The sequence below is a fragment of the Bacillus sp. JJ1474 genome, assembly GCF_036965225.1.
GTDB lineage: Bacteria > Bacillota > Bacilli > Bacillales > Cytobacillaceae > Cytobacillus.
Window position 1 is genome coordinate 1 of record NZ_JBALPC010000073.1, and the last position, 18019, is coordinate 18019.

Annotated in this window: 16 protein-coding genes; 14 read left to right on the forward strand and 2 right to left on the reverse strand. The window is 41.1% G+C overall.

Annotation, left to right across the window (positions count from 1 at the left end; all coding sequences use genetic code 11):
• Nucleotides 1-165: 165 nt before the first annotated feature.
• The 6 genes from uvrB to V7164_RS10655 all read left to right on the forward strand — a co-directional run bounded on the left by uvrB (nucleotide 166) and on the right by V7164_RS10655 (nucleotide 7615).
• On the forward strand, nucleotides 166-2145 hold the full coding sequence (gene uvrB / locus V7164_RS10630; protein WP_335344417.1) for an excinuclease ABC subunit UvrB: 1980 nt from the start codon (nucleotides 166-168) through the stop codon (nucleotides 2143-2145).
• Between the two features lie 7 nt (nucleotides 2146-2152).
• Nucleotides 2153-5032 carry an excinuclease ABC subunit UvrA gene (uvrA, locus tag V7164_RS10635; RefSeq protein ID WP_335344418.1) on the forward strand — a complete coding sequence of 960 codons (2880 nt, stop codon included), beginning with the start codon at nucleotides 2153-2155 and terminating at the stop codon, nucleotides 5030-5032.
• A 154-nt stretch (nucleotides 5033-5186) separates the two neighbouring features.
• Nucleotides 5187-5531 carry a hypothetical protein gene (locus tag V7164_RS10640; RefSeq protein ID WP_335344419.1) on the forward strand — a complete coding sequence of 115 codons (345 nt, stop codon included), beginning with the start codon at nucleotides 5187-5189 and terminating at the stop codon, nucleotides 5529-5531.
• 207 nt (nucleotides 5532-5738) lie between these two features.
• Nucleotides 5739-6059: a DUF4870 domain-containing protein gene (locus V7164_RS10645; RefSeq protein ID WP_335344420.1), complete on the forward strand. Its 321-nt coding sequence runs from the start codon at nucleotides 5739-5741 to the stop codon at nucleotides 6057-6059.
• A 35-nt stretch (nucleotides 6060-6094) separates the two neighbouring features.
• Nucleotides 6095-7210, forward strand: coding sequence for a DUF4097 domain-containing protein (locus V7164_RS10650; protein ID WP_335344421.1), 1116 nt, complete (start codon nucleotides 6095-6097; stop codon nucleotides 7208-7210).
• A gap of 33 nt (nucleotides 7211-7243) precedes the next feature.
• Entirely contained in the window at nucleotides 7244-7615 is a 372-nt protein-coding gene (locus V7164_RS10655; protein ID WP_335344422.1) for a phage holin family protein, read from the forward strand.
• Nucleotides 7616-7637: 22 nt separating this feature from the next.
• Here V7164_RS10655 and V7164_RS10660 read toward each other — a convergent pair whose 3' ends face one another.
• Entirely contained in the window at nucleotides 7638-8339 is a 702-nt protein-coding gene (locus V7164_RS10660) for an N-acetylmuramoyl-L-alanine amidase (protein WP_335354061.1), read from the reverse strand.
• A 200-nt stretch (nucleotides 8340-8539) separates the two neighbouring features.
• The gene (nagB, locus tag V7164_RS10665; RefSeq protein ID WP_335354062.1) at nucleotides 8540-9265 is read right to left on the reverse strand and encodes a glucosamine-6-phosphate deaminase; all 726 of its coding nucleotides are present in this window, start codon (nucleotides 9263-9265) and stop codon (nucleotides 8540-8542) included.
• A gap of 413 nt (nucleotides 9266-9678) precedes the next feature.
• Between nagB and hprK the strand changes: the two genes are divergently transcribed.
• From hprK to V7164_RS10705, 8 genes are all read left to right on the forward strand, one after another.
• Nucleotides 9679-10605 carry an HPr(Ser) kinase/phosphatase gene (gene hprK, locus V7164_RS10670; protein WP_335344425.1) on the forward strand — a complete coding sequence of 309 codons (927 nt, stop codon included), beginning with the start codon at nucleotides 9679-9681 and terminating at the stop codon, nucleotides 10603-10605.
• A 148-nt stretch (nucleotides 10606-10753) separates the two neighbouring features.
• Nucleotides 10754-11572 (forward strand): prolipoprotein diacylglyceryl transferase, encoded by an 819-nt coding sequence (lgt, locus tag V7164_RS10675; RefSeq protein WP_335344426.1) that lies wholly within the window; start codon nucleotides 10754-10756, stop codon nucleotides 11570-11572.
• A gap of 149 nt (nucleotides 11573-11721) precedes the next feature.
• Complete coding sequence (locus V7164_RS10680; protein WP_335354063.1) at nucleotides 11722-12675, forward strand: nucleoside recognition domain-containing protein; 954 nt, start codon at nucleotides 11722-11724, stop codon at nucleotides 12673-12675.
• A complete protein-coding gene (gene ppaX, locus V7164_RS10685) occupies nucleotides 12659-13312 on the forward strand; it encodes a pyrophosphatase PpaX (RefSeq protein WP_335344428.1) in 654 nt (217 codons plus the stop codon). Before V7164_RS10680 ends, ppaX begins: the two co-directional genes overlap by 17 nt.
• Complete coding sequence (locus V7164_RS10690; RefSeq protein ID WP_335354064.1) at nucleotides 13309-13842, forward strand: acyltransferase; 534 nt, start codon at nucleotides 13309-13311, stop codon at nucleotides 13840-13842. Before ppaX ends, V7164_RS10690 begins: the two co-directional genes overlap by 4 nt.
• 469 nt (nucleotides 13843-14311) lie before the next feature.
• Entirely contained in the window at nucleotides 14312-15325 is a 1014-nt protein-coding gene (locus V7164_RS10695; protein WP_335344009.1) for an ABC transporter ATP-binding protein, read from the forward strand.
• Nucleotides 15306-16274 carry an ABC transporter ATP-binding protein gene (locus V7164_RS10700; RefSeq protein WP_335344010.1) on the forward strand — a complete coding sequence of 323 codons (969 nt, stop codon included), beginning with the start codon at nucleotides 15306-15308 and terminating at the stop codon, nucleotides 16272-16274. The genes V7164_RS10695 and V7164_RS10700 overlap by 20 nt, the downstream gene beginning before the upstream one ends.
• A gap of 44 nt (nucleotides 16275-16318) precedes the next feature.
• The gene (locus V7164_RS10705; RefSeq protein WP_335344011.1) at nucleotides 16319-17959 is read left to right on the forward strand and encodes an ABC transporter substrate-binding protein; all 1641 of its coding nucleotides are present in this window, start codon (nucleotides 16319-16321) and stop codon (nucleotides 17957-17959) included.
• The last annotated feature ends 60 nt before the right edge of the window (nucleotides 17960-18019 follow it).

Below are 18019 nucleotides of genomic sequence, written 5' to 3' on the forward strand. Positions count from 1 at the left end.
TCCGTTCGTATATTAGTGGTTAGTTTTCATTGCTTTGTGGTAGAATGTTTATAGAATGTTTTACGTAAATTCATATATTTAATCAACTGAGAAAACACATATCCCCTACACCTGCTTAAAGGATGTTAGGTTTTTTAATAGAGAAGAAAAAATGGGAGGCTTCTTATGAAGGACCAATTTACACTAGTCTCAAAATATACTCCCCAAGGAGATCAGCCAGAAGCGATTAAACAGCTTGTTAAGGGGCTCAGATCCGGCAAAAAGCATCAAACATTACTAGGAGCGACTGGGACTGGAAAGACCTTCACAATTTCAAATGTGATCAAAGAGGTCAACCGGCCAACTCTGATTATTGCTCATAATAAAACACTTGCTGGCCAGCTTTATAGTGAGTTTAAAGAATTTTTTCCGGATAATGCGGTTGAATATTTCGTCAGCTATTATGATTATTATCAGCCAGAAGCTTATGTACCACAGACCGACACATTTATCGAAAAAGATGCAAGTATTAATGATGAGATTGATAAGCTTCGCCATTCAGCGACCTCTTCATTATTTGAACGGAAAGATGTTGTTATTATTGCCAGTGTGTCTTGCATTTATGGTTTAGGTTCTCCGGAAGAATACAGGGAGCTTGTTTTATCTCTTCGAACAGGAATGGAGATTGAAAGAAATCAGCTTCTCCACAGACTTGTGGATATTCAATATGAAAGAAATGATATCGCTTTTCAGCGCGGGACTTTCCGAGTGCGCGGCGATGTAGTGGAAATTATCCCGGCTTCAAAGGATGAGCGCTGTATTCGTGTGGAGTTTTTCGGGGATGAAATTGACCGCATTCGCGAGGTGGATTCACTGACAGGCGAAATCATCGGGGACCGCGAGCATGTAGCGATTTTTCCAAGGTCCCACTTCGTAACTCGTGAGGAAAAAATGCGAGTGGCCATTCAAAGCATCGAGGAAGAATTGGAAGTCAAGCTGAAGGAAATGCGAGAGAATGATAAGCTTCTCGAGGCTCAGCGCCTTGAACAGCGGACTCGGTATGATCTTGAAATGATGAGAGAAATGGGCTTTTGCTCTGGGATCGAAAACTACTCAAGACATTTAACTTTAAGGCCTCCAGGTTCTACGCCGTATACATTAATGGACTTTTTCCCAGAGGACCTGCTTATCGTTATTGACGAGTCCCATGTCACCCTTCCGCAGATTCGCGGGATGTATAATGGGGACCAGGCGAGAAAATCGGTGCTCGTGGAACATGGTTTCCGCCTGCCTTCAGCATTAGATAATCGGCCTTTGACGTTTAATGAATTTGAAAAGCATATTAACCAAATTGTCTACGTATCTGCAACTCCTGGCCCATACGAGATTGAGCACACACCGGAAATGATTCAGCAAATTATCCGGCCGACTGGGCTGCTTGATCCAATCATCGAAGTTCGGCCGATTGAAGGGCAAATTGATGATTTAATCGGAGAAATCCAAGACCGAATCAAGCGAAATGAGCGTGTGCTTATTACCACCTTGACGAAAAAAATGTCAGAAGACTTAACGGATTATTTAAAGGAAATCGGCATTAAGGTGCAATATTTGCATTCTGAAGTTAAAACCTTAGAGCGAATTGAAATTATTCGTGAACTGCGCCTTGGTACTTATGATGTTCTAGTTGGAATCAACCTTTTGAGAGAGGGGCTTGATATTCCGGAAGTTTCATTAGTGACCATTCTTGATGCAGACAAGGAAGGCTTCCTCCGTTCTGAGCGTTCACTTATACAGACAATCGGTAGGGCGGCGCGAAATGCAAACGGTCATGTGATTATGTACGCAGATAAAATGACAAATTCAATGGAATTAGCGATTAGCGAAACAAAACGGCGCCGTTCCATTCAAGAAGAATACAATCAAAAGCATGGCATCACTCCTCAAACGATTCAAAAGGAAATCCGTGATGTAATCCGTGCCACAATTGCTGCGGAGGATCAGGAAGAATATAAAGTATCAGCAAAAATTGGCAAGCTTAATAAGAAGGAAAGAGAAAAACTAATTCAAGTAATGGAAAAAGAAATGAAGGAAGAAGCAAAAGCACTCAATTTTGAACGTGCTGCTGAGCTTCGTGATTTGATTTTAGAGCTGAAAGCGGAAGGATGACGTATAAATGGCGATGGAAAATATAATTGTAAAAGGCGCCAGAGCACATAATTTGAAAAATATTGATGTCACCATTCCGAGGGATAAATTAGTTGTGCTGACAGGGCTTTCTGGATCTGGAAAGTCCTCACTTGCCTTTGACACGATTTATGCAGAAGGGCAGCGCAGATATGTGGAATCCTTATCTGCCTATGCACGCCAATTTCTTGGACAAATGGATAAACCCGATGTAGATGCCATCGAAGGCTTGTCTCCGGCCATTTCGATTGACCAAAAGACAACGAGCCGAAACCCCCGCTCGACCGTTGGAACAGTGACGGAAATATATGATTATTTAAGATTATTATATGCAAGAGTTGGGCGTCCCACTTGTCCAAATCATGGGATTGAAATCTCTTCCCAAACGATTGAACAGATGGTGGACCGCATTCTTGAATACCCTGAGCGAACAAAGCTTCAAGTGCTTGCCCCTATTGTTTCTGGAAGAAAAGGCACACATGTCAAAGTTTTGGATGAAGTAAAGAAGCAAGGGTTTGTCCGGGTCAGAGTTGATGGAGATATGCTTGATCTTGGCGAGGAAATTGAGCTTGAAAAGAATAAAAAACATTCAATTGAGGTAGTCATAGACAGAATTGTTGTGAAAGACGGCGTTTCTGCTCGTCTGGCTGATTCGATTGAAACAGCTTTGAAGCTTGGAAGCGGAAAAGTGCTTATTGATGTTATTGGCGAAGAAGAGCTGCTATTTAGTGAAAATCACGCCTGTCCTCATTGTGGATTTTCTATTGGGGAGCTAGAGCCGCGGATGTTTTCCTTTAACAGCCCATTTGGAGCTTGTACTGAATGTGATGGGCTTGGATCTAAGCTCGAGGTCGATGTGGATTTAATTATTCCTAATTCGGATTTATCATTGCGCCAGCATGCTATTGCACCATGGGAGCCGACAAGTTCACAATACTATCCTCAGCTGCTAGAGGCTGTTTGTACCCATTATGGGATTGAAATGGATATTCCGGTAAAGGACATTCCTGAGCATCTCCTTGAAAAAATTTTATATGGCTCCAATGGAGAAAAGATATTTTTCCATTACGAAAATGATTTTGGACAAGTTAGAGAAGGGCTCATTGAATTTGAAGGGGTTATCAGAAATGTCGAGCGCCGTTATAAAGAAACAAGCTCTGACTATATTCGTGAGCAAATGGAAAAATATATGGGCCAGAAGCCATGTCCAGCATGTAAAGGCTATCGTTTAAAAAAGGAAACACTTGCTGTTCTCATTTCTGATCAACATATCGGCAAAATAACAGAGCTGTCCGTAGAGGAAGCCTATCATTTCTTTGAACATCTGAAACTATCTGAAAAAGAAATGAAAATCGCCAATCTGATTTTTGGCGAAATAAAAGAACGTCTTGGCTTTTTAGTCAATGTAGGACTTGATTATCTGACTTTAAGCCGCGCTGCAGGAACGCTATCAGGAGGGGAAGCCCAGCGAATCCGGTTAGCTACTCAAATTGGTTCACGATTAACGGGTGTGCTTTACATTTTGGACGAGCCTTCGATTGGCCTGCATCAGCGTGATAATGACCGCTTAATTGACACGATGAAAAATATGCGTGATATCGGAAATACGCTTATTGTTGTTGAGCATGACGAGGATACGATGATGGCGGCTGATTACTTAATCGATATTGGTCCAGGCGCTGGCGTCCACGGAGGAGAAATTATTTCTGCCGGAACTCCAGAAGAAGTTATGAATGATCCTCAATCTTTGACGGGTGAGTATCTTTCGGGGAAAAAGTTCATTCCGCTTCCGGTCGAGCGCCGAAAAAATGATGGCCGTTTTATTGAAATTAAAGGGGCAAAGGAAAATAACCTGAAGAATGTCAGTGTCAAAATTCCACTCGGTACTTTCATTTCTGTCACAGGTGTTTCCGGATCAGGGAAAAGTACATTAATCAACGAAATTCTTCATAAATCCTTGGCGCAAAAGCTCAATAGAGCGAAGACAAAGCCTGGGGAGCATAAGGAAATAAAGGGGATTGAGCACTTAGATAAAGTCATCGATATTGACCAATCGCCAATTGGCCGGACACCGCGCTCAAACCCAGCTACCTATACGGGTGTGTTCGATGATATTCGTGATGTCTTTTCAGTAACAAATGAAGCAAAGGTCCGCGGCTATAAAAAAGGACGTTTTAGCTTTAACGTAAAAGGCGGACGCTGTGAAGCTTGCCGTGGAGATGGAATCATCAAAATTGAAATGCATTTCCTGCCTGATGTATATGTCCCATGCGAGGTTTGTCATGGCAAACGATATAATCGGGAGACGCTGGAAGTTCAATATAAAGGAAAAAACATTTCTGAAATTCTCGACATGACTGTGGAGGATGCGGTCGTGTTTTTCGAAAATATACCAAAAATCAGCCGTAAGCTCCAAACGATTTATGATGTTGGACTTGGCTATGTAAAGCTCGGGCAGCCTGCCACCACTCTTTCCGGTGGTGAGGCTCAGCGTGTCAAGCTTGCCTCTGAACTGCATCGCCGTTCAACTGGGCGATCGCTCTATATTCTGGATGAGCCGACTACTGGTCTGCATGTTGATGATATTTCTCGCTTGCTCGTTGTCCTGCAGCGTCTCGTGGAAAACGGAGATACCGTTTTAGTCATTGAACATAATTTAGATGTCATTAAAGCGGCAGATTATATCATCGATCTCGGACCAGAGGGCGGAGACAAAGGCGGAACGATCATCGCCACCGGTACTCCTGAACAGGTAGCCGAAGCTCCAGCATCCTATACAGGAAAATATCTAAAACCCATCTTAGAACGCGATCGACTAAGAATGCAAAAGCAAATTGAAGAGAAGGAAGCTAGTGTATCGAACGTATAATATAATTTAGGATGCAGCACTGTGTGAACAGTGCTGTTTTTTATTCCAATGATAACGCATTGTAATCCAATAGAAACGTTCGTGTAAATCTATTCCGTTATAATGGGGACAAGGACAACTCTATCCGTAAAAAAATATATTGAGGAGGGTTAACTTGGAAGCATATTTGGAGAAATCTTTAGAAGAGTGGAAAGAGGATATTTCGGAAGTTCTTGACCAGATCAATCTAGAGTATGAAGAAATCATGAAGGAATTAAAGGTTTATACGTATAAATATGGCATCACAAAGCAGGTCATCCAATCGACTGTGAACGATGAAATCATTGAAAATATCCGTGAAAGATATCATAAGCCATTTGAAGAAAAATATAACGAGCTACGAGAGTACATAAAGGATCTAGATGAAAAACGAAAGGTGTTTCAAATGTTTGTCCATAAGATTGATGAGGTAAAAAGAAAGGAAGCCCCTCGAATCGACTTAGTTGCGGCCTTTAAATAAAGTTAAACCTCAATCAATGGGAATACTTGCAGCAAGTTAATCTGCTATCATGAATTTGGAAAGCCGTCATAATTATAGACGGTTTTTTTTGTTTCATAAATGCAATCATATAGAAAGGACAAATAGAAAAATTTTTATAAATGAGTTTATAAAAAGTGAAACCTTCTCTATCTATTTTCGTAAATAGTGGGGAAGGAGCTGTTGGCAATGGAGACGAGTAAAGTATTATCAGGACTAAGCTATTTAAGTGTTTTGTTTGCAGGGATTCTTTTTCCGCTTGTTTTATTTTTTGCAACGGAGGATCAAAGAACGAAGTATCACGCGAAAAAGGCGTTTTTGTCCCATCTCATTTTGCTGATCCCGGTTCCAGTGATTGTTTACGCAGCGATTACACAGATAGGGATGAATCACTCAGAGTTTCCAATCCTGTTCATCGGGAGTGTCCTATTTACGGTTGTTCTTAGTCTCATTGTAGCAGTTTGGAATATAATTAAAGGCATCCAGATTTTTACGGGAAACGCTTTTTAGCATAAAAATAAACATATTTAGCTGGAGGGATTGATATGCAAGCTGAACGCAAACGGATACTTAAAATGGTGGAAGATGGCAAGCTGACTGTGGATGAGGCTCTTTTTCTATTAGAAGAGCTTGAGAAAACAGGTAAATCAGCGGAAGGCAAGAAGGGTGACCTTTTTCAGGAGATTTCTACTGCTGTAAAATTTGACGAAGCGAAAAAAGAAGAGCCATTCAATTACAAGTTTCAATCTGCAAAGGATAAAATTTTGGATTTTGTAGACTCGGCCTTTAAAAAAATCAAGGACATGGATTTGGACTTTAACTTTGGTCAATCTGTAGAAATAACACATATATTCCAACAAGGGGATGTTTCCTTCAAGGATGTAGATGTGGATATTGCGAATGGAAAAATGGAGGTTCTGCCTTGGGACCAGAAGGACGTGCGAATTGAGTGCAAGGCGAAGGTGTACCGGGTAGAAACTCAGGAAGAAGCACGACGGAACTTTTTAAATGATGTTACTTTTGCGGTTGAGGGTCAAAAGCTTCGTTTTGCTACACAGCAAAAGTGGATGAAAGTAGATGCGGTTATTTATATTCCTCAAACGGAATATGATAAGGTAAAGATTCGCCTGTTTAATGGGTCCATCGACAGCCAGCAATTAACGGCAAATACCTTTAAAGCCAAAACGGCTAATGGAAAAATTTCAATTCAAAATATGAATGGCAAGTATACTGAAGTCGAAACGGCTAATGGACAAATTACTATTCAAAAGAGCCATATTGAACAAATTGAAGTCGAAACGCTGAATGGAGCAATCCATGTGGATGGCGCTTTTGAAAAAATCGATCTTCACTCTATTAATGGCGATGTTTTCTGCGCTGTTCAGGATGGTAAATGTGATGTCATTGATGCGAAGGCTGTGGCTGGGAAAATTGAATTGCAAGTTCCGAATCATTTAACAGTTAATGGAGAGTTAAAAACAAATTTCGGAAGCTTGCATGTCAATCTAGACGGGATCCAAATCGTTGAGGATAAAAGCGATGTGATTCAAAAAGTGCTTCGCTTCCAATCCGTAAACCAATCAGAGCAGTCTTTACGGCTAAAAGCTGAAACGAAAACAGGTGCCATTCATATCAATAAAGCAAAATCAGTTGATTTTTAAACATAGAGAGCTTAAATGACGGGGTGTTTTAATATGAGATGGGTTGCAGGAATATTAATTAATGCCATACTGTTTGTGGCGATAGCAGGTTTTTTAGATGAGTCCTTTTATGTATCAAGCTTCGGTGCAGCTGTTGGGGCAAGTGCGATCCTCTCGATATTAAATATCCTCGTTCGGCCGATTTTAATTATTTTAACATTGCCAGTCACCTTAGTAACGCTAGGGTTATTTCTGTTTGTGATCAATGCGGTCACGCTGATGATTACTGACGACATTATGGGAAGTTCATTTGAAATCGCGGGTTTTGGAACAGCTTTACTCATGGCCGTGATCATGTCCATAGCGAATTTAATCATTCAAAAAGCAGTGCTTGAGCCTGCTAAAGATAAGAAAAAGAAAGGCTGACTCATCTGTCAGCCTCTTTTCTTTATTCAAAATAAACGAACGGTGAATATCCAAGCTTTTTTAAAGCCTGTGCCAGTTCCTCTGCGTTTTTCTTGTCCTTGAAGGCACCGACCTGGACTTTATAAAGTCCATTTTTTGCTGAAGGCTGTTCCTTATTGGTGCTGTCACTGGTTTTTAATTTAAGGTTGTATTGATCTGTGAGAGCCTTTACGATTGCCTCGGCACAGGTTTTCCGGTAAGTTTCGGTCTGCAATAAGGAAGCTTCTTGACGGTTTGTCATAAAACCACATTCCGTTAAGACAGCCGTCATATTAGTTTCCCTGAGAACGTGAAAATCGGCAGTTTTGACCCCGCGATCGCTTAATCCTGTGGCAATCACTAAATTCTTTTGGATTTTCTGAGCGAGTTCATAGGCATCCTTAGGCTTTCCAATATTCACATAGGTTTCAATCCCATTTGCTGCATTCCAAGTCGTTCCATAGGCATTTGCATGAATCGCCACATATACATCGACTTCTAACTCATTCGCTTGATCTGTCCGCTCTTGAAGAGGGACATCCAGATTGTCTGAGTGTGCAAAATAAACAGTGGTATTTTGATAGGTTTCTAGCAGAGGCCGTGCATAATTGGCTACAGCCCTTGTAAATTCATACTCCTGCATACCATCCGGGCTGCGTTTTCCAGCCGTATTAAATCCATGACCAGCATCCAGCATTATTTTCATTTCGCTGCTCCTTTCTATTTTTTCTCGAAACTGCTGTATTCTGTAAAAATTAAGCTATCTACCCTTATAATATGAATGAAAGCTTGAAAAGGACATGGGTGCAGGGGAAAACAGAAAAAGAGACAGCATCATATGCCATCTCTTCAAGATGTTTATCACAGATTAAGAAGCTGTAAATCCCCACTGATAGAAGTTTTACTTTATACAAATTTTAATGCTTCGTCATCAGCAATAATGGTGAAATTCGGGTGGTTCTTAAGCGCTGAGGCAGGAATACTTTCATCAATCTCCCCGCTTATCAACTGGCTAATCGCTTTGGCTTTGGACTTTCCTGAAGCAAGCAGAATAATTTCTTTACTAGCCATAATCGTAGCAATTCCCATCGTAACGGCATGAGTAGGAACTTCCTCAAGAGAATTAAAAAATCTTGCATTCGCTTGCCGCGTATTTTCCTCAAGCTCAATCATATGGGTTTTACTAGTAAACGGTGTACCGGGTTCATTAAAACCGATATGCCCATTTTCTCCGATGCCAAGCAACTGTAATCCTATTCCTCCAAAGGATTCAATCAAAGCCTCATATTTTGCACATTCTTCATGCAAATTCTCTGCCATCCCATTTGGCAGATGTGTTTGGGAAGGCGGGATGTCAATATGGTCCAAAAGCTGTTCCTTCATAAAAAAGTGGTAGCTATTCGGATCATGTTCATCAATTCCAACATACTCGTCCAGATTGACGGTTAATATTTTTTTATAGGAAGTCTGGTTTTGCACATGGTCCTCGATTAGCTTTTGGTAAACCCCTTTTGGTGTACTGCCAGTTGCAAGACCAAGTGTGATTTCAGGATTATTTCGGATTCGGTCAATCATGATTTCCGCTGCTTTCAAGCTCATTTCTTTATAGCTGGTGGTTCTGATAATTTTCATTCGGTTCCTCCTTAGGTGTCATTCATTCTTATTCCATATTCTTGATTCTGTTATTACTAGGAAGGCTGCCACCAAGAATAGCTTTCATTCATCATATTTTTGAAATTTTTTATAAAAAATCAAAATACTATCGTGGATCATATTCATTTTATTATAAAATCATTTATATCATGCTGTCTATTTTGAAATGGAAAAATGAGCGCGAACAGGCGCATTTTTTTCTCGTGTTTCAGATTGTAGAATTTGGTTCTTTATTAAAAAGTGCTAAAATAGATGATATGCTAAAAATTTCTCACCATATGTAACTGAATTTCTGAACAAGACGATGTAGGATAGCTAATTTTTATTGTAGTAATGGGGGTTACATGCATGGCAGCTCCAGCTCCACCCCTTTTCAATAGGAGGTAATGGGAATGGCAAAGGTCTGTACTAAAGACATTGTAGATAAATTTGGCCTTGAGTTAATTAGCGGGGAAGAGGGGATCAACCGGCCGATTACTACGAGTGATATTTCCAGGCCCGGTATTGAAGTAGCGGGATATTTCGAATTCTATCCGGCAGATAGAATACAGTTGATTGGAAAAACAGAGCTCACATTCACTGAAAAGTTAAGAGTGATCGATCGTCAGCTTCGCTTTGAACGGTTATGCACCGACATTACACCTGGGATTATCATCTCAAGAGGCCTTGAGGTTCCTGAAGAGTTAATTGTCGCTTCAAAGCGCGAATCAGTCCCCCTCTTAAGAACGACCCAAAAAACAACGAGATTTTCTAGTTTGCTGACGAATTATCTGGAAAGTAAACTGGCTCCGACAACTGCCGTCCATGGCGTACTTGTCGATGTGTACGGGGTTGGAGTGCTCATTACAGGGAAGAGCGGGGTCGGTAAAAGCGAAACGGCCTTAGAGCTTGTAAAACGCGGACATCGGTTAGTGGCTGATGACTGTGTGGAAATTAGACAGGAGGATGAATATACCCTTGTCGGCACTTCACCAGAACTAATCGAGCATTTACTGGAAATTCGCGGTCTTGGGATTATTAATGTGATGACATTGTTTGGGGCTGGGGCTGTTCTAAGCAATAAACGAATCTCGATCGTGATGGACCTAGAGATATGGGATTCAAAAAAGCAATATGAACGGCTTGGGCTGGATGAAGACAAAATGAAAATCATTGATATGGACGTTCCCAAGATTACGATTCCGGTTCGCCCTGGACGAAACCTGGCAGTTATTATTGAAGTGGCAGCGATGAATTACCGCTTGAAACGCATGGGCGTTAATGCCGCAGAGCAATTCAGTAGTCGCCTCGCAGACGTCATGGATGACAGCAAAGAATAAGCTTAGGTGCGAGGCACCGTTCGTGGACAATTTGATGGATTTGTATTTTTTCTCGGGTGGACATGTTTGTAAAAATGCGCCACCTAAAGGATTACCGCACTTATTAAGTTTTGGTTAGAAAAAATTGAACTATAAAGGAGCAATGACTATGGAATCAATGATACAGCCGCTTAACCCGATTGCGATTTCTCTAGGGCCGCTTGAGATTCGCTGGTACGGGATTATTATCGGTGTCGGCATTGCCTTAGCCTTAATTCTAGTAATGAGGGAAGCAGAGAAAAGGGGAATGCAGAAGGACCTATTTGCAGATTTAATGCTTTTTGCCATTCCGATTGCGATTATATCGGCACGAATCTACTATGTTATTTTTCAATGGGGCTATTATAGTCAAAACCCAGGCGACATAGTGAAAATATGGGAAGGTGGCATTGCTATTCACGGAGCCTTGATTGGAGCTGTGATCACCGCCTACGTATTTGCCAAAAAGCGAAATGTTTCATTTTGGAAGCTCGCGGATATTGCGGCCCCTAGTATTATATTAGGGCAGGCTATTGGCAGATGGGGAAACTTTATGAACCAGGAAGCCCATGGCGGAGAAGTGACTCGATCTTTCCTTGAAGGCTTGCACCTGCCGGAATTCATCATTAATCAAATGTATATTAATGGAACTTACTATCATCCTACTTTTTTATATGAATCGCTTTGGAACTTTGCCGGATTTGCTATCCTCTTGTTATTAAGAAGAGTCAATCTGCGCCGCGGGGAGCTTTTTCTCAGCTATGTCATCTGGTATTCAATCGGCCGCTTTTTTGTCGAGGGCCTGCGGACAGACAGTTTAATGCTCACTGAGCAGCTGAGAGTGGCACAAACTATTTCCATTGTCCTTATCGTGGGTGCCATTATTTTACTAGTATTAAGACGGATGAAAGGTTATGCAAAAGTGCGTTATTTAGACAATGGTGCATAACGTTATTAAAGGTATAGTCGGAAAAAAATCGGACCTGATGCTATAAGTTTTAATTCGACCAATTTATTTGCGAAAGCGGCTTATATATTTGCGGAAGTAACCGATTTATTTGCGAAAGTAACTGTAATCAAAGAAAAAGGAGAAAAGAAATGTTGCTTGAATCGTCCAAAAAGGGGATAAAGGCCGGCTTAAAGACAACTTGGACGTTGGGGAAAGTTATCTTTCCTGTCACATTAATTGTCGCCATTCTGCAGCACACCCCTGTCCTGCCATGGATCATAAAGCTGATTACGCCGCTGATGAATCTTATTGGCTTGCCAGGTGATGCAGCGATTCCTCTCGTTTTGGGGAATATGCTGAATCTCTTCGCTGGAATTGGAGCCATATTAACATTGGATTTAACAGTCAAGGAAGTATTTATTATTGCTGTAATGCTGTCCTTTTCTCATAACCTGCTGATTGAGTCCAGTGTAGCGGCGAAAGTTGGTGTGAAGCTCTGGATCATTGTGGCTGTTAGAGTTGGATTAGCCATCATTTCTGCCATCGCCATTAATTTAGTTTGGCAAGGTGGTTCGGAAATAGCGAAATATGGGATGATTCCGGTTAAGGAAGAGGAGCTTTCGGGCTGGACAGCCATTCTGCTGGATGCCCTGCAAAAGGCGGGACTAGGCATATTGCAGCTTGCCATCATTGTCATTCCGCTCATGATTGTTATTCAATTTTTGAAGGATTTAAACTGGCTGGCTGTTTTTTCAAAATGGATGGCGCCTGTCACGAAAGCGCTAGGGATGAAAGAAAACACCTCAACCACGCTAGCTGCTGGATTATTATTCGGTCTTGCCTTCGGAGCGGGAGTTATGATTCAGGCGGTAAAAGAGGACGGGGTCAGCAAAAAGGATGTAACGATTGCATTTATATTCCTGGTCGCCTGTCATGCCGTTGTGGAAGATACGTTGATATTTGTTCCGCTCGGCATACCGGTGCTTCCCCATCTGCTCATTCGCTTAGGGGTTGCCATTTTATTAACATTAATTGTTTCATTCATCTGGAACCGAATAGATTTGGAAAAAAGAAAGGAAACCGTATATGAGCACTCAAGTTAATACAATCTTATTTGATTTAGATGGGACATTAATCGATACAAATGAACTAATCATATCTTCTTTTTTACATGTGTTAGGAAGCTATTATCCGGATCGCTATAAGCGGGAGGATGTATTGCCTTTCATGGGACCGACACTTAGGGAAACATTTGAATCGGTTAATCCGGAAAAAGTGGAGGAAATGATTGAAGCTTACAAGGATTTCAATATCACGAATCATGACCTGCTTGTAAAGGAATTTCCGGGCGTCTTTGAAACGATTCGCACTTTAAAGGAAGCAGGCTACAAAATCGGGATTGTCACTACGAAGGGGATGATAACGGTAAAAATGGGCCTTGCTCTAACAAAGCTCGATCAATTTTTCGATGTGGTCGTTGCTTTAGATCATGTTCAAAATCCGAAGCCTGATCCGGAGCCGATTTTAAAAGCATTAGAACAGCTCCAAGCAAATCCAGAAGAAGCGATGATGGTTGGCGATAATTCCCATGATATTTTAGGAGGGAAAAATGCGGGCACCCAAACTGTTGGCGTTGCGTGGAGTTTAAAAGGGAAACAGTTTTTAGAAGGATTTGATCCAGATTATCTAATAGATCATATGGAAGATTTACTCGATATTTTAAAGGTTAATAAAGGATGAGGGGAACGGAACGCTTTCCAGTAGAGGGAGGCAATTCCCTTTGGCATGTGTATAAAACCGTTCCATTCTGGAAGGTAGTGAAAAACTTCGCTGTCATTCAGCTAGCTCGCTACACCCCTTTCTTGGGGATGAAAAATTGGCTTTATCGCACCTTTCTGAAAATGAAGGTTGGTGAACAGACGTCATTTGCCCTCATGGTGATGCTTGACGTTATGTTCCCCGAAAAAATCAGTGTCGGCAGGAACACGGTTATCGGCTACAACACAACGATTCTCGCACACGAATATTTGATTAAAGAATATAGACTGGGGCCGGTGGAAATTGGCAGTGAAGTGATGATCGGTGCCAATTCCACGATCCTGCCTGGCATCAAAATTGGAGACGGCGCCATCGTCTCAGCCGGCACACTAGTGCACAAGGATGTACCTGCTGGCTCCTTCGTCGGCGGAAATCCCATGCGGATTATCTATACACCGGAAGAAATGGAAAAACGGTGGGCAGACGATCCGATCTATGGGGGAATAAAATAAGTGAAAAATGCTCCGGTAAGCCTTTATGGCTGCCGGAGCTTTTTATTGTCAGTAATAGAACAGCCTTTAATCCAGATTGTCCTATGTACCGCTACTTTAACGCTTTACCGAGATAACGATAAAGGTATTAGCTGAAAGCTTTTACAACTGTTTGTAAGCATCAAATTGACTCCTTTAATGAATGGAAAAGGTAATTAAATAAATAAATTAAAAAAGTTTTTTATACGATGAGTAATAGAATAGCAAAAAAGAAAATATATTCGTTTAAGTATTGTTATTGGTTTTGTGTAAAAAATCGCCTTCCTAGTTAGAAAGCTAGGCTCTCAATTTAGGGAGTAAAAAAATCTATTCGCAGGATAAATTTCGACAAACCATTTTACTCACATATGTCATAATTATTAAAAGATTTGGCATATTCATAATATTTGTGACGTTATAATAAAATAAGAAATTTAAAGTAGGTGTGAATATGAGTAAAAAACCTATTCTTCAAATAAAGGATTTAAAGGTATCGTTTCAAACAGGAAAAAAGTTTGTACCAGCAATTGATGGAGTCAGTTTCGAATTGAACGAGGGTGAGATTTTAGGAATTGTTGGAGAATCAGGAAGCGGGAAAAGTGTAACCTCATTAACAACGATGGGATTGATTCCTTCTCCTCCGGGTAAAATTGAAAACGGCGAAATTATTTTTGAAGGAAAGGATTTAAAAAATATCTCTGAAAAAGAATGGAGAAAAATCCGCGGGAATCAAATTTCGATGATTTTTCAGGAGCCAATGACTTCACTGAATCCCCTTTTTACAATTGGAAACCAGTTAATGGAGGCTATTCGTTTACATACTGCAACATCAAAAAGTGCGGCAAAGGCTAGAAGCATAGAACTGCTTAAGCTTGTTGGAATCCCAAGAGCGGAAGGAATTATCTCTGAGTATCCGCATCAGTTATCTGGCGGAATGAGACAAAGAGTGATGATTGCGATGGCGATGGCCTGCAATCCGAGGGTGTTAATTGCGGACGAGCCGACAACTGCTCTTGATGTAACAATCCAGGCACAAATTCTTGCGCTTATGAAGGATTTAAACGAAAAAACTAACACATCTATCATTCTCATCACTCACGATTTAGGTGTAGTTGCAGAAATTTGTGAACGAGTGATAGTAATGTACTCAGGCCAAATCGTTGAGCAGGGGGATGTTCGAACGATTTTGAAGAATCCTCAGCATCCATATACGAAGGGTCTGTTGAAATCAGTGCCTGATTTAAGAGGAAAGAAAGATCGCCTTTATAGTATTCCAGGAAATGTACCGACACCCGGAACGGTTCATAAAGGATGTAGGTTTGCGGCAAGGTGTTCGGAGGTATTTGACCGCTGCCATGAAGAATCCCCTGAATTAAATATAATGGAGACGGATGGGCATAAGGTCCGGTGTTTACTACATACATTGAGGGAGAGGAGTGATGAACATGTCGGAGTTACTTCTTGAGGTAAATGGCCTGAAAAAGTATTTCCCGATAACGGGGGGGATATTAGGCAGGAAAAAGGGAGAAGTGAAGGCTGTCGATGATGTTTCTTTTTATGTGAATAAGGGAGAGACTCTTGGAATCGTTGGTGAAAGCGGTTGCGGGAAATCGACAACAGGAAGGCTGCTCATGCGATTAATAGAAGCAAGCGACGGCAGGGTTGTTTTCGAAGATAAAGAGATTACAAGTATGAGTAAATCAGAACTTAGAAAGACACGCAGGGATATCCAAATGGTATTCCAAGACCCATATGCATCATTGAATCCGCGCCATTCAATTGAGCAGATATTAGAGGAACCATTAATTGTACATGGCATCGGTACGAAAGAGGAACGAAAAAAGCAAGTTAAGGAGATGCTTGAAGTTGTGGGCTTGAGCAGCTACCATGCGAAAAGATACCCGCACCAGTTCAGCGGTGGGCAGCGCCAGCGGATTGGAATTGCTAAAGCTCTTATGACAAAGCCCAAGCTTATTATCGCAGACGAGCCTGTTTCAGCACTCGATGTTTCGATCCAAGCCCAAGTTCTTAACTTAATGAAAGATATCCAAAAGGAATTTCAGCTTACATATATATTTATCGCCCACGATTTAGGAGTTGTCCGACATATTAGCAACCGGGTTGGTGTGATGTATTTAGGTAGATTAATAGAGTTGGCCGAAAGTGAAGAGCTGTATGAGAATCCGAAGCATCCCTATACACAGGCGCTTCTTTCTGCGGTTCCTATACCGGATCCTGATATGAAGAGGGAAACAATATTAATTCAGGGTGAGCTTCCAAGCCCTTCAAATCCGCCATCAGGATGTGCATTCCATACTCGGTGTGCACAGTGTATGGATATATGTAAAACGACTAGACCAGAGGAACACAATCTAAACGGTCATTATGTTGCATGTCACTTGTATAACAAGTAGCAAGCAGCACTTATGATATAAAAAAAAAATGGGGGAAAATGCACATGAGGACAAAGACTTTCAAAATGCTGCTGATTTCTATATTAGCCATTAGTATGTTTCTAGTTGGCTGCAGCGGCAAATCAAATGAACCTGCTGGAAGCACTAACAGCACTAACAGCACTGACAGCGGTGACAGCGGCAGCAGCGAATCCGCGAAAAAAGACACACTCGTTTATGGACGTAGCGGAGATTCTACTTCTCTTGATCCAATCTCAACAACAGAAGGTGAAACATTCAAAGTAACAGAAAATATCTTTGAAACATTATTGGAGTATGGCGATCAAGATACTACGGTTAATCCAGGGCTTGCAGAAGAATGGTCAGTTACTGATGACGGTTTATCTTACACTTTTAAACTTCGCAAAGGTGTAAAATTCCATGATGGCACTGACTTTAATGCAGAAGCGGTTGTATTTAACTTTAACCGCTGGATGAATGGGAATGAGGAGAGCTTCCCGTACTACTCAATGTTTGGCGGATATAAAGGTGAAGAGGGACATGTTATTAAAGAAGTGAAGGCTGTTGATGATTATACTGTTCAATTTGATCTAACTAGACCACAGGCTCCGTTCCTTAAGAACATTGCGATGTCACCGTTTGGCATGGCGAGTCCTGCAGCTGTTGAAAAGTATGGAGATAAATTCAGAGAAAATCCAGTTGGAACTGGTCCGTTTAAATTCGTTGAATGGAAGCAAAATGATAGGATTACAATTGAAAAGAATACAGAATACTGGAAAGATGGCTATCCAAAGCTAAATAAAGTTATCTTCCGTGTAATTCCAGAAAACACTGCTCGTCTGAACGCTCTTGCAATAGGCGAGATTGACTTAATGGATGGTCTTAATAATTCAGATGAAGCAACTGTATTAGGTAATGACAATTTACAAATTATCGAACGCCCATCTATGAATGTTGGGTATATCGGTTTAACCACAAATCGCAAACCATTCGATAATAAGCTTGTTCGTCAAGCTATTAACCATGCAGTTGATAAGCAATCGATTATTGACGCGTTCTATGGAGGAAAGGCAGACGCGGCAGTTAATCCAATGCCATCTTCAATTGAAGGCTACAATGATGCAATCGAACCATACCCATATGATTTAGAAAAAGCAAAAGCTTTGTTGAAAGAAGCAGGTTATGAAAATGGCTTTGAAATCGATCTATGGGCAATGCCTGTAGCACGTCCATATATGCCTGAGGCACAAAAGGTTGCTGAGCTTATTCAAGAAAGCTTAAGCAAAATCGGTGTTAAAGCTAATATCCAATCTGTTGAGTGGGCAACGTATTTAGACAAAGCGTCAAAAGGTGAGTTTGATATGTTCATGCTTGGCTGGACAGGGGACAATGGGGATCCAGACAACTTCCTTTATACTTTGCTAGACAAAGATAGCATCGGAAGCAATAACTATTCTTATTACAGCAATGATGAGCTTCATGATATTTTGATTCAAGCTCAAACAGAGCCTGAACAAGAAAAGCGTAATGAATTATACAGAAAAGCGCAAGAAATCATCCATGATGATGCACCATGGGTTCCGCTCGTACACTCTACGCCATTATTAGCAGCTGCGAAAGACGTGGCAAATTACTTGCCGCATCCAACTGGCTCTGAAGCATTAACAAACGTGGAATTTAAATAATAATCATAAAATGGGGAGGGAATTTTCCCTCCTTATTTTAGTAATAAAAGAGGTGACAAC

Coding starts and splice junctions, on each gene's coding strand:
- uvrB (WP_335344417.1), top strand. CDS start 166: ATGAAGGACCAATTTACACTAGTCTCAAAATATACTCCCCAAGGAGAT.
- V7164_RS10660 (WP_335354061.1), bottom strand. CDS start 8,339: ATGAAAATAATGCTGGATGCTGGTCATGGATTTAATACGGCTGGAAAA.
- lgt (WP_335344426.1), top strand. CDS start 10,754: ATGGAATCAATGATACAGCCGCTTAACCCGATTGCGATTTCTCTAGGG.
- V7164_RS10645 (WP_335344420.1), top strand. CDS start 5,739: ATGGAGACGAGTAAAGTATTATCAGGACTAAGCTATTTAAGTGTTTTG.
- nagB (WP_335354062.1), bottom strand. CDS start 9,265: ATGAAAATTATCAGAACCACCAGCTATAAAGAAATGAGCTTGAAAGCA.
- V7164_RS10690 (WP_335354064.1), top strand. CDS start 13,309: ATGAGGGGAACGGAACGCTTTCCAGTAGAGGGAGGCAATTCCCTTTGG.
- hprK (WP_335344425.1), top strand. CDS start 9,679: ATGGCAAAGGTCTGTACTAAAGACATTGTAGATAAATTTGGCCTTGAG.
- V7164_RS10680 (WP_335354063.1), top strand. CDS start 11,722: ATGTTGCTTGAATCGTCCAAAAAGGGGATAAAGGCCGGCTTAAAGACA.
- V7164_RS10700 (WP_335344010.1), top strand. CDS start 15,306: ATGTCGGAGTTACTTCTTGAGGTAAATGGCCTGAAAAAGTATTTCCCG.
- uvrA (WP_335344418.1), top strand. CDS start 2,153: ATGGCGATGGAAAATATAATTGTAAAAGGCGCCAGAGCACATAATTTG.
- V7164_RS10695 (WP_335344009.1), top strand. CDS start 14,312: ATGAGTAAAAAACCTATTCTTCAAATAAAGGATTTAAAGGTATCGTTT.
- V7164_RS10650 (WP_335344421.1), top strand. CDS start 6,095: ATGCAAGCTGAACGCAAACGGATACTTAAAATGGTGGAAGATGGCAAG.
- V7164_RS10655 (WP_335344422.1), top strand. CDS start 7,244: ATGAGATGGGTTGCAGGAATATTAATTAATGCCATACTGTTTGTGGCG.
- ppaX (WP_335344428.1), top strand. CDS start 12,659: ATGAGCACTCAAGTTAATACAATCTTATTTGATTTAGATGGGACATTA.
- V7164_RS10705 (WP_335344011.1), top strand. CDS start 16,319: ATGAGGACAAAGACTTTCAAAATGCTGCTGATTTCTATATTAGCCATT.